Below are 13,032 nucleotides of genomic sequence, written 5' to 3' on the forward strand. Positions count from 1 at the left end.
TAAACTGAATGTTATGTAGACTCCAAATATTGAACCAGCATTCTAGTGACAACCCACACTTCTTTTCCTTTGTCAATATGGATACATAGTGACCATGTCAGTCTTTCTGAAAGCAATTCTCCGAGAATTCTCTTTGATGCTGGAACATCTTGTAACATGTTTTGCTATGGATTTTATCGCAGAAAACAACTACTGTAATTCTCAAAAATGACAAGATATACTCAATTATTTAGAAAAAGACATAACATTAGAATTACATGAAAATTCTTGTGATTTTCTAACACAATAATAAAGAATTAGTTAATATACTAAATTCACAAGACAATAATAAGAAAAAATGGAATCTGTAAACAAAGATAGTCTTTCTGAATTGACCTTGGAAGAACTGTTTCCAGATACATTAACTGGTACAAATTGTGTCTTTGTTGATAAGGAACGAGAGGTTTGGATTGCTACAGAAATGTGTGCTCAACATTTAGAGTCTACAATAGATGCACTTGTAGTTCAAGACAATGGTAAACCCATCGGAATTGTAGGTGGGTATGACATTCTAGATCACCTGAGAAAAAACCCTACACGTGATTCTCAATACCAACATGAAACTAAGGAAATTATGTTCAAAGATGTTCCTCAAGTTAGTAAACAAACAAAATTCAAAGATTTGATGGATACATGGAAAAATAGCAGAAGGGCATTTGCTATAATTCCAAACAAATCAGGAAGTTATTCACCAATTTCTGCAAGAAAAATGCTAGAGGTTGGGAAAAGATACAAAACAGATCTCACAATATCTTCAATGCCTAAAAAGAAAATTATCACATTTCAGGGTGATGAACCATTAAGGGACATTATTGATTTAATGTTTAATAACAAAACACGAAAACTTCTATTGGGAAATTCTAATCAGTTTATTAGCGATAGGACAATTCTTGAAGGACTGTCACGAATTACAAAATTTCAAAAGGATGTTGAAAATTTCTTAGATGTTCCAATAAACAAATTTACCTTTGATCACATCAAAGTAATCACCGAAGATATTCCATTTGATAAACTTTGCACAGTGATGGATAGAATGGAACATCCTTACGTCTGTTACAAAGACATAGTTGTTAGTCCATGGGACATATGCTTGACTTTGTCATCTGAGGGCATACAGAAATCTGATGTCAAACTTGAGATGACCAAAACATGTCCACATTGTGGGAAAAATATCAATTAACATATCCTGTAAAAATTATGAAATTAACTATTGTACACAGTAAAGTTTCTAAAAAGACGTTATTTCAGACGTCGGTAGATCTCTTTGAATTCAGCAGATAGATTGTATGCAATGTTTAACACATGTGTTAATTGATTCATTGATGTCTTTCCATTACCGATTTGTCTTAGAATAGTTAGAGCTTTTTGTGGAGAAGTTGCAGAAGGGGGTTTTTGACCAGTCCATGTTTTAAAAGAGTCCCCCACATCCAAACAAAAATTCAAAACAAATTCCTTCCAGTTTTCCATTTCATTTAGTTTCTTTTTTCCTAGAAACACTTGTGATAATTCACTAAATTCATTTTTTCTATCTGTGTATAATGTTTTAAGGGCTTCATGGATTTTTTCTTCAGTATATTCTGGAGAATTTAGCATATACAATCCTTCAATACTCATGATTTTAAGCAGTCATGTGGATAATTAAACTAATTCAAAATCACCATATTTGATTCTTTAACAGTATAATTTTAAAAATCTTTTAACTTATCGTTAATTCATAATTTTATAGTGGATTATGTTGAAATTGAAATTATTGCAATTACAATTCTAATAGGATTCTAAACTCTTTTTTTCGTATCTTAGTTAATTTAGTCCTTCCTAATGGATATGCAAATTCACACCATTACGATACTATACATGATCTGTCTAATAGAGTAATCACTTTCCTAGATTTTCTTTTATCGTTTCTTAGATTCCAAACTATCAATGCGCTTATATGCTCAAACAACTATTTTGTGATTAAAATGACTTTAAAATAGTCACTCGTTAAAAGAAACAGTCAATATTTCACATGTTAAATTATAGTTCAAATATAATACTAGAGACATACATCTAAAAATTTAGAAAAAGAATTGGCTACAGATTATAATTTATAATTAAAACAAAATCAAAAAAGAGTCTAATTAAAAGACCTCACCAACTTATAGTATTAATGGATTTATTTTATTTTAAAATATAAAAAATAATCAAAATTTTAGTTCATGACTAGATCATTGTACAGGTTTTATTAAGAGCGGAGCAGTATCATTACTCCAAGATGAATGAATTAAAAGTAAAAAAAGATTTTACAGGTATTTACACGCAAGATTCTCCATATAGATATCTAAAGGAAATGGATAGATTGGAATATTCTATATCAGATTCTACAAAACCGTTGTACAACTCCATCATAGAACAACTTGAAGAGACGTTATCTAGACCCATTAATGTATTAGATTTAGGAAGTTCATACGGTATCAACTCATCATTAATGAAATATAATTTAACAATGTCAGAATTGAGTAATTTCTTTTTAAATGGAACTGAACCTACAAAAAAAGAGACTAAACAATTCTACGAGGAATGCACAAGTAATGACAACATGAATTTCTATCAAATAGATATTTCAGAAGAGGCTCTAAAATTCTCCGAAGAGATGGATTTGTGTGAAAGAGGCATAAATGTTGATCTTGAAGCTGAAAAATTAAATTTATTAGAATCATTACCGAAAATAGATGTGGTGATTGCAACTGGTTGTGTTGGCTATATTGGACACAACGCATTTTCAAATCTACTAAAAGTAATTAAAAATAGACAATCTAATTCAATCGAATCTGAAACAGAGTATGTCGCTCCAATCTTTGCATTCTCTGTTCTTAGAATGTTTGATATGGAGGACATTGAAGAAGTTTTTGAAATGTATGATTATTCTATTGTAAAAAGCGACATAAAACCAATACGTCAAAGAAATTTTTCTGATCCTAAAGAAAAAGAACAGACTATTTCTCTATTACACGACATGGGAATTAATACTAAAAAATATGAAGACGATGGTAATTTCTACGCCGACTTTTATATTGCAAAATCCAAAAATTAGTTCAGTACAGTTTTGAAAATAAATTCATGAAAGGTCTAATTAAAAGACCTCTTTTGGGCGATATTCACCAAATACTTCTCTGAATGTATTACTAATTTCGCCAGTAGTAGCAAATGCTTTAGCAGCAGTAATTATGTAAGGCATCAGATTTTCATCAGTATCAGCAGCATTTTTCATTGCAGAAAGTGCTTTTTCCCATTTGTTTTTGTCTCTTGATTCACGTAATTTTTTGAGTGCCTTTTTCTGTTGAATTTCAACATCACCACCAATACGAAGTAATTCTGGTTGTTTTTCTTCTTCAGAATACTTGTTCATGCCAACGATAACTCGTTTACCATCATCGATTTCTTTCTTTAAACGATATGCATTAGCTCTGATTTCAGATTGGAAGAATCCTTTCTCAATTGCTTTAACAGAACCACCCATTTTTTGTATTTTTTTAAGATATTTCCATACACCGTCTTCAATTTGGTCACATAATTCTTCAAGATAGTAGGAACCTGCCAAAGGATCTGCTGTTTTTGTAATTCCACTTTCATGCGCAACAATTTGTTGTGTTCTAAGAGCAATTTTTGCAGACTCTTGAGTAGGAAGCGCCAATGCCTCATCTCTAGAGTTTGTGTGAAGTGATTGAGTACCACCTGCAACAGCTGCCATTGTTTGAATGGCAACTCGAACGATGTTGTTATCAGGCTGTTGTGCAGTTAATGATTCACCACTAGTTTGAGTGTGGAACTTAAGCTGCAGTGAGCGAGGATTTTTTGCATGGAACATTTCTTTTAAAATTTTTGCATAAACTTTTCTTGCGACCCTAAACTTTGCAACCTCCTCAAAGAATTCAATGGTACAACAAAAGAAGAATGAAAGACGTGGGGCAAAGTCATCTATTTTCAAACCCTTATCCAAACAAGTCTGAATATATGCAATAGCATTTGCCAGTGTAAATGCAACTTCTTGTGTTGCAGTACATCCTGCTTCTCTCATATGATATCCTGAAATTGATACAGGATACCATGAAGGGACTTTTTCTGCACAATAGCCAATCATATCACCAATTAATCGCATTGAGGGTTGAGGAGGATAAATGTAGGTATTTCTTGCAATGTATTCTTTTAGAATATCATTTTGAGTGGTTCCACGAAGTTCATGACTTTTGAACCCTTGAGCTTCTCCAACTGCAATGTAGTATGCTAGTAATGTTGATGCAGTGGAATTAATTGTCATTGAAGAACTAACTTTCCCAAGAGGAATTCCATCAAATGCTGTCATCATATCTTTAATGGATGTAATTGATACGCCGACTTTTCCCACTTCACCTTCAGCTTGAGGAGAATCAGAATCATAACCAATTTGAGTTGGCAGATCAAAAGCCATACTAAGGCCAGTTTGTCCTTTTTCAAGCATGAATTTGAATCGTTCATTTGTAAGTTTAGCATCACCGAATCCAGAATACTGTCTCATAGTCCAAAATCGTTCACGGAACATTTCAGGATGAATACCTCTTGTGAAAGGATATTTTCCTGCATCCTCAACAGGTCTCTTTTTAGGGGATTTTTGATAAATCCGTTGTACAGGAAAAGAAGAATCTGTGAAAATTTTCTTTTCAGGACTTTTTGATTTTGTTGGTTTTTTTGCGGCCAAATTATCACTTTAACAAAGATTTTGTAATTTTATCTCCTGCATAAAATGGGTCGATATTTTTTGTTTGTAATTTTTTAAGATATTTTGAGAATGATTTATCAGAATCCAGCATATGATCCATCTTTTCTTTGATGTTATTTAAAACAATATCCTTTAGTTCGGCTTCAAGTCGTTTTTGATCTTTTTCCTTCTTGAATTTCTTTTTAGATATCATCATCTCTTTGAGGGTCTTTGCAAATAATGCAATTCCAGAATTCTTTTTGACAGATGTTTTAAGGATTGTAGGATTTCTCACTGAATCTCCAATAAAGTCCCTTACTGCATCAAATAATTGATTTGTTCCAGCAAGATCACTTTTGTTTACAAGATAGATATCTCCAATTTCAGTTAAGCCAGCTTTGATAGTTTGGATACTATCACCAGTATTTGGATTAAAAACTACAACTGTAATATCTGCAATATTAGAAATCTCAACTTCTGTTTGTCCTGCACCAACACTTTCAATTATTATTGGATTGAATCCAGCATATTCTAAAATTCTAATACTATTTCGTAATGAACGAGAAACCGCACCTGTAGCACCCCGTGACGCAATACTTCGGATATAAGTTCCAGAATCTGTTGATTCAGTCATTCTAACTCTGTCACCAAGTATAGCACCACCAGTGACGTGACTAGTGGGATCAATAGCAAGAACTGCAGGTTTTGTGCCTAATTTTTTCATCTCGACGGATGTTTTGTTAATCAAGGAACTTTTTCCAGCACCGGCAGGACCTGTGATTCCAATAATAATTGAATCGCCAGTATCTTTGAAAATTTTCTTTATGATTTTTTTTGCTTCCTTTTGATCATTTTCCATAATGGTAATTGCCTTAGCAATGGCCCCACGTTTTCCTTTTTTTAAATCTGCAAGCAATTCCATTACACAGATAGATTTCAGAGGTGCAATAAAATCTTGTGTAAATTTATTTTTTTAACAGATAATAGGCATGTTTTGTATTTGTTGTCAATTACTGATCTATGCTGCCAACGCAATTATTTTTGAATCAGGCAATAATTCTAGTACGAATTGATTAATAATTAAAGTATACTTTGCATATTAAAAATAAAGATTGGTCAAAGATAGTAAACATGCTAATAATATCACAAGGAATTATAGTTCTACTGCATGATCCCAGCTTTTTCTTAACTTTTTGTTGTCTTTGGCAAATATCCAAGTCCAGGAACCATCATCATTATCTAAAATTTTTCCAAGGGATTTCAGATATTTTAGAATAACAGTAAGTACGGGCATCTTCATGCTTCCACCTAGTGCTCGGGATAACTGACTTTTAGAATCAAACTCGCCATGTTTTTGGAATAGTTCTTCTATTTTTAAAACACTTTTTAGTGTAGGATTATAGTCATCCAAGTCTTTTTTAAAATTAACATCAATAGTATAATGTCTGACAGTTGTTTTAGATACAGAATTTGTTTCGGGAGTAGTGTTTTTTGAAAAAGTAATTTTACCTGATTTTGTCTCTACAGACATCATTCTACCATATACTACAAAGTATATAACTTATACGTACTGGACTTATATGTACTAGCAATTACGCAGATTTTTTCTTGTAATAACCAAATCGTTTGTTGTATGAATCATGATTCATCAATTCAAGTAACAAAATACTAAGTTCACCCTTTACCTCAAATTCAATAATAGAATAGATTAATCGCCATCTGTTTGGAAGAGCATATCTGTAAAGAATCGAAATATTGTGTTTTGTGACATAATATTTTGGAATCTGTTTTTTCTTAACATGTTCACCAATTATTTTGTCTTGTTTTAGGTCAGCAATTGCTTGATTTATAGCAGTCTTAATTGGGCCATCAGATAATTTATCAAACACATCTACAAAATTATCTTGGACCGCCCTTAATTTCACAATAGATACCAGTTAACAGCAGTATAAAAAATCAGAGTTGGAATTAATTACAATCCAAGTCAATTGGCAATATCACAATTACCTAGATATAATATTAGAACATGATAAGCAAAAGAATCGATGAATGATCCATGTAAATCATGTGGAGAAAAAATAGAGTTTTTAGAATTTACAGAAGAGATAACATGTGAGAATGGTCATAAAATCCACAAATACAAAAAAGGAGATATTAGAGACACAGTAAGTGCGATATTAATTCAAAAATATAAGATCTACAATAGACATAAACACATTAATTTTAAAAACTTTGGACTTTCTTTCATAATCATAATTTTTTCTTCAATAATTGCATTAAATGATCTTGACACTACATCAAATATCATTTTTTTAGTAGGGATAATATTGTCAAGTTTACTCATGCCAATAAAGAACAACATAGTAAGCTATGAGTCATCAGACCCAAATATTGAGAAAGGCATAGTATTTGAGTAGAAAATCTTGTCTCTGATCTAAGGTCTAGAATAGATTACAGGAGGTGCAGGGTCATCAAGAAAATGAATCTCAGTTTTTAGTTGTACATGTCCCAATTCTTCATGATCAATTTCCAATACAATTGGATGAATTGCCCATCCATATTTTGGCATATTTGGAAATGGTACAATTTCAATAAATTGAGAATCAGAAAACGTTTTTTGAAAAGATTGCTCCATTCCAAGAATTTCCATTACAACAGAATTTGTTTTTTCAGATTTATCATAGTAGGAAATCTCCACATGTCCAGTATCATAGTATACTGCATCCACCTGAAATGTTTGACGTAGTTCATCTTTGTCGTCTGTTCCACCACCAATCAGGAAAACTATTGCTAAAATCGTAAAGATTCCAAGAAAAATTGGAGGGGCAAGTTTTCTAGCCATCTTTGAATTCTTGTCTCATTCGTCTAAGGAGTTTCGAGTTGATTCTAATTCTTTCCAGTGTTTGTGTTTGAGTCCTCTCAGTTCCAGGCGTAGGATTTTTTGTGAAGAATGCTTTGATTTCTTTTTCCATAGAGTCATCTGCCACAGAAGAGATACTGGCCACAATTCTATTAAACAAAGGATTTCCATGTCCCACTTTTTTGTTTAATTTTTTCCAATTTTTCTTCAACCAGGGCCACAGAACCTTATCACCGTATGGATTTGCGGCAACTTTCATAATTGGTAATTGCATATTTTGTGAACGAACACTTGGAGTTTGAGAAAAGTCAAGTGATCTGAGTAAGAGTTTTTTGTCTTTGAATCCACACATGGCACCAAGGAATCGAAGTTTTTCTTCCATGGTTTTTGCATTCTTGTATAGTTTTGTTAATTCTACATGAGTTTTTGAATTTCCATTCCATGCAGCAATAGAGCAAATTGGTTCTACTAAATCAGGGGAGATAGAACCAGGAGATTTTAGGAATTTTTTGTATCTCCTAAGAGCGTCATCTGTAACCTCATCATCATTCATTTTTCCCAATGCAGAAATTACAAAAGAACGTAAGAGCACATCAGTGTGTTTGTCTGATTTTTTTGGTTCCCATCCTAAATTAAATAAAATTTTTCTAAAATAGTTTACAGCATAACTTCTAATCTCTTCTGCGAATTTTTCATCAAATGCTCTGAAATACAAAGAAGTCAGATTGTGTGCAACGTTGACTGATGCAAGATAACTATCTTCATCAAAGTAAGCATCAGAAAAGTCCAGATAATTTCGGACTTGTTCATCACCTGAAACACAAAGGGAGAACAAATCATTTTGAATTGCCCATCTATCAATTGCAGGTATGCGCTTTTCATCTACTAACATTTTCAAATCAAGAAGAATTCCTTCATCGTATTTTACACGATAGAAACCTTTTCGTCCATAGTTAGCAACAAAGCCCACTGTATTTTTAGGCAATTTTATAGACATTGATTTTTTTGTAAAGAGTTTTTTAGAAATTTCATCATCTAATCCTAAAGATAACGGAATAGACCACAAGCCCTTGCTGAATTTTTTATCAGATTCAAGCAAGCATCTTTTCTGTTTTAGTTTGAGTATATTTCCATCTTGATTAACTTCAATTAATGGAAATCCAGGCTGTTTTAGCCACGTATTAACCATTGAAGAAACAGGCATTCCAGATGCTTTTCCAATTGCATTCCACAAATCTTGTCCTTCAGCGTTTTTGTATTTGAAATCAGACAGATATTTTTTGAGACCTTTTTGGAAATTTGGTTCCCCAACATAATACTCAAGCATTCGCAGAATACAGCCGCCTTTATCATAAGAAATCGCATCAAAGATTTCTCGAATTTCAGCAGGAGAGTTTACTGTAACATCAATTGGATGTGTTGTTTTTAGTGAATCAAGACCCATTGCAACATTCATTGCATCCTCAATGAATTGATCCCACAAATCCCATTCAGGATAAAATTTGTCTACAAACTTTGTAGCCATAAATGTTGCAAAGCTTTCATTTAGCCACAAATCATTCCACCATTTCATAGTAACTAAATTTCCAAACCATTGATGAGCAATCTCATGTGAGATTACTTCTGCAATGAATTGTTTTGTTCTAGTTGAAGATGTTTTAGGATCATAAAGCAGGATTGTCTCTCTGAATGTAATTGCACCCCAGTTTTCCATTGCGCCTGCTGCAAAGTCAGGTACGGCAATTAAATCAAGTTTAGGTAAAGGATATTTTATTCCAAAATATTTTTCATAAGATATTAGAAGTTTTTTTCCTAGTTTTAAGGAAAATTTCCCTTTTGATTTGTTTCCCTTTGTTGTGACAACTCTAATCTGAGTCTTGCCAATTTTACCTGTAAGATACTCAAATTCCCCAACACCAAGATAGATCAAATATGTTGAAACAATCGGTGTCTTTCCAAAATTGTAAATTGTTTTACTGCCAATTTTTTTCTTTGATTTAACGGGCATGTTAGATATTGCTGAAAATTTATTGTCGGCAATTATTGAAATTTCAAATGTGGCCTTTGCTTCAGGTTCATCCCAGCACGGAAATGCACGTCTAGCGTCTGCTGCTTCAAATTGTGTTGTAGCAAGATATTTTGTTTTGCCACTTTGTTGGTACTGGCTTCTATAAAATCCAAGAAGTCTATCATTTAAAATTCCTTGAAATTCAATGTTGATGACAACTTTACCTTTGATTTTTTCACCTAATTTGATTTGTAATTCTTCTTTTTTCTCATTTAATACTGGAGTTGATTTGATAAGATTTCCTCTAAATTTTACATTGCACGATGTAATTCTTATCTCAGCACAATTCATGGAAATTGTACTTGTCGACTTTTTACAATTAACAGTAATTGATTCAGTTCCAGAAAATGTGAATTTTTTAAGATCAGGCTCAAAAGTTAATGCATAGTTAATTGGAATAACGTCCACGACTGAGATACTTTACTTAGGCTTTAAGTAGATTTTCCATCTTCGATTTTCAGAGATCATGTCCATGGATCAGATCTCTCATCCCAGGAAACTGCATTGAATTCATTTTCAGATAGTGAAACACTATCACGAATGCCCAAAAGCAGACATTCATCTGAGCAATGAGTTAGCTCTGAAATTTTCATGAATTTTCCACAGTTTTCACAGTATTGGCCCATTTCTCAATTCACTAATGCTTTTGCACTATTTCCATTAGGGTTTTAAGAGTAGAATCAGACTATAAAATAATCCACAATTATCATTTCTGAGAACAAATGCTCTAAGAGTAATAGATCCAACTTATATGATATCTAACTTTGATTTTGTTAATTGGATTCAAAAACAATAAAATCACAGCAGCATCCACCAAAAAAAGAAAAAACACGCAGTGTGACTTATCGTTTACCAGTAAAATTAGTTGAAGAAATAGAGACCGAAGCTAGTAATCACAACATATCACACAATGTTATGGCAAGACAAATTTTAGAAAAATACATTCGATGGGACAGATATACAGAAAAAATAGGCATCATTCCAGTACCAAAAAAAATTCTAGATATCTTCGGAGTGGAAATGAATTCACAAGACATCAATGAAATCATCAATGTGATAAAGCCAATAATTAAAGACACAGTGTTATTTATCAAAGGAGAGTATGATTTGAAAAGATGTATTGAGACATTAGAAGATTATATGCGAGCATCAGGAATGAAATCAGATCACAGAGTAGAAGGAACAATACATCATTTTGTTATTCAACATGAGCTTGGAAGTAATTGGTCAATTTTTACAGAACAATTACTGCAAGAAATATTCCATGAATTCTTACCTGATACAAAAATGAAATCTCAAACAACTGAATCAACTGTTGTCGCATCAATTGTATTAGGTGAAGATTTTAGTGAACATGATTATTAAAAAATTAGAAAAAGATTAATTTTTGTTAAAAACCACATCAACAGCAAGTTTTCCATCACAGAATTGGGTATTGACTTCTTTAATTTTGCTCTTATACAAAAAGAGTCGTTTACCTTCATCAGTGATTATTCCAGAAGTGCGAATCATGTGAGAGTCATGAAGTTGTTGAATTCGTCTATACACAGTACTCAGCGGAATATCTTTTTCACGAGATATCTCAATTGCAGATTTTGGAGCACCCATTATTGATTCGAGAATAAATCTACAATACTTGTCAGAAAGGATTTCAAGAAAAACTTCTTTTCTTTCTGGCTCTTCAATTTTTAATTGGTTCAAGATTTGCATATTGTCTTTAGGTAATTTTTAGATATAATTAGTGAGTAGACAGTTCTGTGCAGTGCAAGACAAACTTTATGGAAATATGAGAATAATAAATTAAAGTTCAGATTTTGTAGTTTGATCTGCTTTTAATCCCTTGTATCGATTTCTGATTGTAACCTCTGTGACGCCTGCAGCTTCTGCAAGGTCTCGTTGAGTGATTGCGACTCCGTTATGAACACATGACAGGTATAATGCAGTTGCTGCAAGTCCCATAGGATCTTTTCCTGCTGATTCCTTTCGCTCTTGTGCATCTTTAAGCACCTTAACTGCATAACGTTTTGTTTTCTCAGAAATATCCAGTTTGCTTGAAATTCTTGCAATACACTGAATTGAATCTACAACAGGCATTTTTAATTCCAATTCATGATGGAGTAATCTATAGCATCTTGCGATATCTTTTCGCTTTACATTTGCAGCATCTGCAATATCTTTTAGAGTTCTAGGAGTTTCAGTATCTCTGCATGCAGCATATAGTGATGCTGCAATCATTGCAGCAATTGATCTTCCACGTACTAGTTTTTTCTCCAATGCTTTTCTGTAAATGTATGATGCTTTTTCAAGAACATTTGCAGGAATTGCAACCTTGTCTTTTAATTTATTTAAATCACTTAGTGCTTGTCGGAGATTTCTATCAATTGGCTCATGAACTTGGCTCCTACTATCCCAAGTTCTGAGTCTCTCAATTGTACTTTTCATAGATGTAGAAAGTGGTTTTCCAGACGCATCCTTGTTTATTGGATTGATCACAGTGGATAACCCCATATCATGAATCATCAGCGATGATGGAGCACCAGTTCTAGCAGGATCTGTGCCGCCCTCTTTTGAAAATGATCTCCACTCAGGCCCTGAATCTTGTAATGTCTCAGAAATCACAAAACCGCATTTACCACAAAATCTTTCTCCAGTTGTATCATCAGTAAGTAAAGAATTTTTTCCGCAACGCAAACAAAGAGAATTTTGATTTGTCGTAACCATGTAGGATAACCTTATGCTTCTGCCCTTTTTAGGGAAATCTCAATTGATGAAACGTCTCTGTTTCTGCCATCTTGAGATACTAGTGATTCTGAGCCAATTTTAACATCGCCAATAACAAATGCAGGTTTTGTTTTCTGCAACACTATTTGAGCTACATCCACTGCGTGTGCAATAGTCATCCCTCTGGCTTTAATTGTGACTATTGGCATAGTAGCTAGTTGGATGATTGCTGATGTGACATAGGTCATCAATGGTTTTTTTCCAATGAAAATCGTATCTTTAGAATTGTTTGACATATTGCATTCGTATTGGCGCATAATTTAAACTGAGTATATGCAACTAGTCGCAAATTCTCTCAAAAAAAAGAAAAAAAGATTTTTGATTACTTGGAAATAATTTAGTTCAAAATTAATTAAACGAAACTAGTCTAAATTCATCAATTACGATGTTTTGGTAAACATTCTCGGCAATAGACTGGTCTGTCCGCTTTTGGTTCAAAAGGAACTTCAGATTCTTTGCCGCAGTCAGAACATGTACATTTGTACATTTTTCTATCTTCGGACATAATTAACTTGAATTTCTCAACTATAAGAACGGTAGGTAATTTAGAAAAAATCACAAAATATTGAA

Annotated in this window: 17 protein-coding genes; 4 read left to right on the top strand and 13 right to left on the bottom strand. The window is 32.9% G+C overall.

The window, feature by feature from the left end:
• Nucleotides 1-11: 11 nt before the first annotated feature.
• Nucleotides 12-158, bottom strand: coding sequence for a hypothetical protein (locus C5F50_RS07705; RefSeq protein ID WP_179370798.1), 147 nt, complete (start codon nucleotides 156-158; stop codon nucleotides 12-14).
• A gap of 179 nt (nucleotides 159-337) precedes the next feature.
• On the opposite strand from C5F50_RS07705, the gene C5F50_RS07710 reads away from it, so the two are divergent.
• Nucleotides 338-1,219: a CBS domain-containing protein gene (locus C5F50_RS07710; protein WP_179370799.1), complete on the top strand. Its 882-nt coding sequence runs from the start codon at nucleotides 338-340 to the stop codon at nucleotides 1,217-1,219.
• Nucleotides 1,220-1,278: 59 nt separating this feature from the next.
• Here the strand turns inward: C5F50_RS07710 and C5F50_RS07715 are convergent, their stop codons facing one another.
• Nucleotides 1,279-1,653 (bottom strand): hypothetical protein, encoded by a 375-nt coding sequence (locus tag C5F50_RS07715; protein WP_179370800.1) that lies wholly within the window; start codon nucleotides 1,651-1,653, stop codon nucleotides 1,279-1,281.
• Between the two features lie 640 nt (nucleotides 1,654-2,293).
• Here C5F50_RS07715 and C5F50_RS07720 point away from each other — a divergent pair.
• Nucleotides 2,294-3,112: a class I SAM-dependent methyltransferase gene (locus C5F50_RS07720; protein ID WP_179370801.1), complete on the top strand. Its 819-nt coding sequence runs from the start codon at nucleotides 2,294-2,296 to the stop codon at nucleotides 3,110-3,112.
• A gap of 39 nt (nucleotides 3,113-3,151) precedes the next feature.
• On the opposite strand, the gene C5F50_RS07725 is transcribed toward C5F50_RS07720, so the two are convergent.
• The 4 genes from C5F50_RS07725 to C5F50_RS07740 all read right to left on the bottom strand — a co-directional run bounded on the left by C5F50_RS07725 (nucleotide 3,152) and on the right by C5F50_RS07740 (nucleotide 6,678).
• The gene (locus C5F50_RS07725) at nucleotides 3,152-4,753 is read right to left on the bottom strand and encodes an acyl-CoA mutase large subunit family protein (protein WP_179370802.1); all 1,602 of its coding nucleotides are present in this window, start codon (nucleotides 4,751-4,753) and stop codon (nucleotides 3,152-3,154) included.
• Between the two features lie 4 nt (nucleotides 4,754-4,757).
• Nucleotides 4,758-5,675, bottom strand: a complete 918-nt coding sequence (gene meaB / locus C5F50_RS07730) for a methylmalonyl Co-A mutase-associated GTPase MeaB (RefSeq protein ID WP_179370803.1) — start codon at nucleotides 5,673-5,675, stop codon at nucleotides 4,758-4,760.
• Between the two features lie 231 nt (nucleotides 5,676-5,906).
• Entirely contained in the window at nucleotides 5,907-6,287 is a 381-nt protein-coding gene (locus tag C5F50_RS07735) for a hypothetical protein (protein WP_179370804.1), read from the bottom strand.
• A 58-nt stretch (nucleotides 6,288-6,345) separates the two neighbouring features.
• Entirely contained in the window at nucleotides 6,346-6,678 is a 333-nt protein-coding gene (locus C5F50_RS07740) for a hypothetical protein (protein WP_179370805.1), read from the bottom strand.
• A 120-nt stretch (nucleotides 6,679-6,798) separates the two neighbouring features.
• Here C5F50_RS07740 and C5F50_RS07745 point away from each other — a divergent pair, with 120 nt between their 5' ends.
• The gene (locus C5F50_RS07745; RefSeq protein WP_179370806.1) at nucleotides 6,799-7,170 is read left to right on the top strand and encodes a hypothetical protein; all 372 of its coding nucleotides are present in this window, start codon (nucleotides 6,799-6,801) and stop codon (nucleotides 7,168-7,170) included.
• 17 nt (nucleotides 7,171-7,187) lie between these two features.
• Here C5F50_RS07745 and C5F50_RS07750 read toward each other — a convergent pair whose 3' ends face one another.
• Genes C5F50_RS07750 through C5F50_RS13260 form a run of 3 tightly spaced genes read right to left on the bottom strand, consistent with a single transcriptional unit; the run spans nucleotide 7,188 to nucleotide 10,274 of the window.
• Complete coding sequence (locus tag C5F50_RS07750; protein ID WP_179370807.1) at nucleotides 7,188-7,595, bottom strand: hypothetical protein; 408 nt, start codon at nucleotides 7,593-7,595, stop codon at nucleotides 7,188-7,190.
• On the bottom strand, nucleotides 7,588-10,089 hold the full coding sequence (locus tag C5F50_RS07755) for a M1 family metallopeptidase (protein ID WP_179370808.1): 2,502 nt from the start codon (nucleotides 10,087-10,089) through the stop codon (nucleotides 7,588-7,590). Before C5F50_RS07755 ends, C5F50_RS07750 begins: the two co-directional genes overlap by 8 nt.
• Before the next feature lie 56 nt (nucleotides 10,090-10,145).
• Nucleotides 10,146-10,274 carry a hypothetical protein gene (locus C5F50_RS13260; RefSeq protein WP_280924442.1) on the bottom strand — a complete coding sequence of 43 codons (129 nt, stop codon included), beginning with the start codon at nucleotides 10,272-10,274 and terminating at the stop codon, nucleotides 10,146-10,148.
• A 184-nt stretch (nucleotides 10,275-10,458) separates the two neighbouring features.
• Between C5F50_RS13260 and C5F50_RS07760 the strand changes: the two genes are divergently transcribed.
• Nucleotides 10,459-11,046: a hypothetical protein gene (locus tag C5F50_RS07760; protein ID WP_246282002.1), complete on the top strand. Its 588-nt coding sequence runs from the start codon at nucleotides 10,459-10,461 to the stop codon at nucleotides 11,044-11,046.
• Nucleotides 11,047-11,061: 15 nt separating this feature from the next.
• Here C5F50_RS07760 and C5F50_RS07765 read toward each other — a convergent pair whose 3' ends face one another.
• The 4 genes from C5F50_RS07765 to C5F50_RS13265 form a co-directional block, all read right to left on the bottom strand.
• Nucleotides 11,062-11,391 (bottom strand): winged helix-turn-helix domain-containing protein, encoded by a 330-nt coding sequence (locus C5F50_RS07765; protein WP_179370809.1) that lies wholly within the window; start codon nucleotides 11,389-11,391, stop codon nucleotides 11,062-11,064.
• A gap of 90 nt (nucleotides 11,392-11,481) precedes the next feature.
• Complete coding sequence (locus C5F50_RS07770) at nucleotides 11,482-12,402, bottom strand: transcription initiation factor IIB (protein ID WP_179370810.1); 921 nt, start codon at nucleotides 12,400-12,402, stop codon at nucleotides 11,482-11,484.
• Nucleotides 12,403-12,413: 11 nt separating this feature from the next.
• The gene (locus tag C5F50_RS07775; RefSeq protein ID WP_179370811.1) at nucleotides 12,414-12,698 is read right to left on the bottom strand and encodes an AlbA family DNA/RNA-binding protein; all 285 of its coding nucleotides are present in this window, start codon (nucleotides 12,696-12,698) and stop codon (nucleotides 12,414-12,416) included.
• Between the two features lie 140 nt (nucleotides 12,699-12,838).
• Nucleotides 12,839-12,967 (bottom strand): CxxC-x17-CxxC domain-containing protein, encoded by a 129-nt coding sequence (locus tag C5F50_RS13265; RefSeq protein ID WP_082052029.1) that lies wholly within the window; start codon nucleotides 12,965-12,967, stop codon nucleotides 12,839-12,841.
• Nucleotides 12,968-13,032: the final 65 nt, after the last annotated feature.

The organism is Nitrosopumilus ureiphilus (genome assembly GCF_013407185.1).
Classification (GTDB): Archaea; Thermoproteota; Nitrososphaeria; order Nitrososphaerales; family Nitrosopumilaceae; genus Nitrosopumilus; species Nitrosopumilus ureiphilus.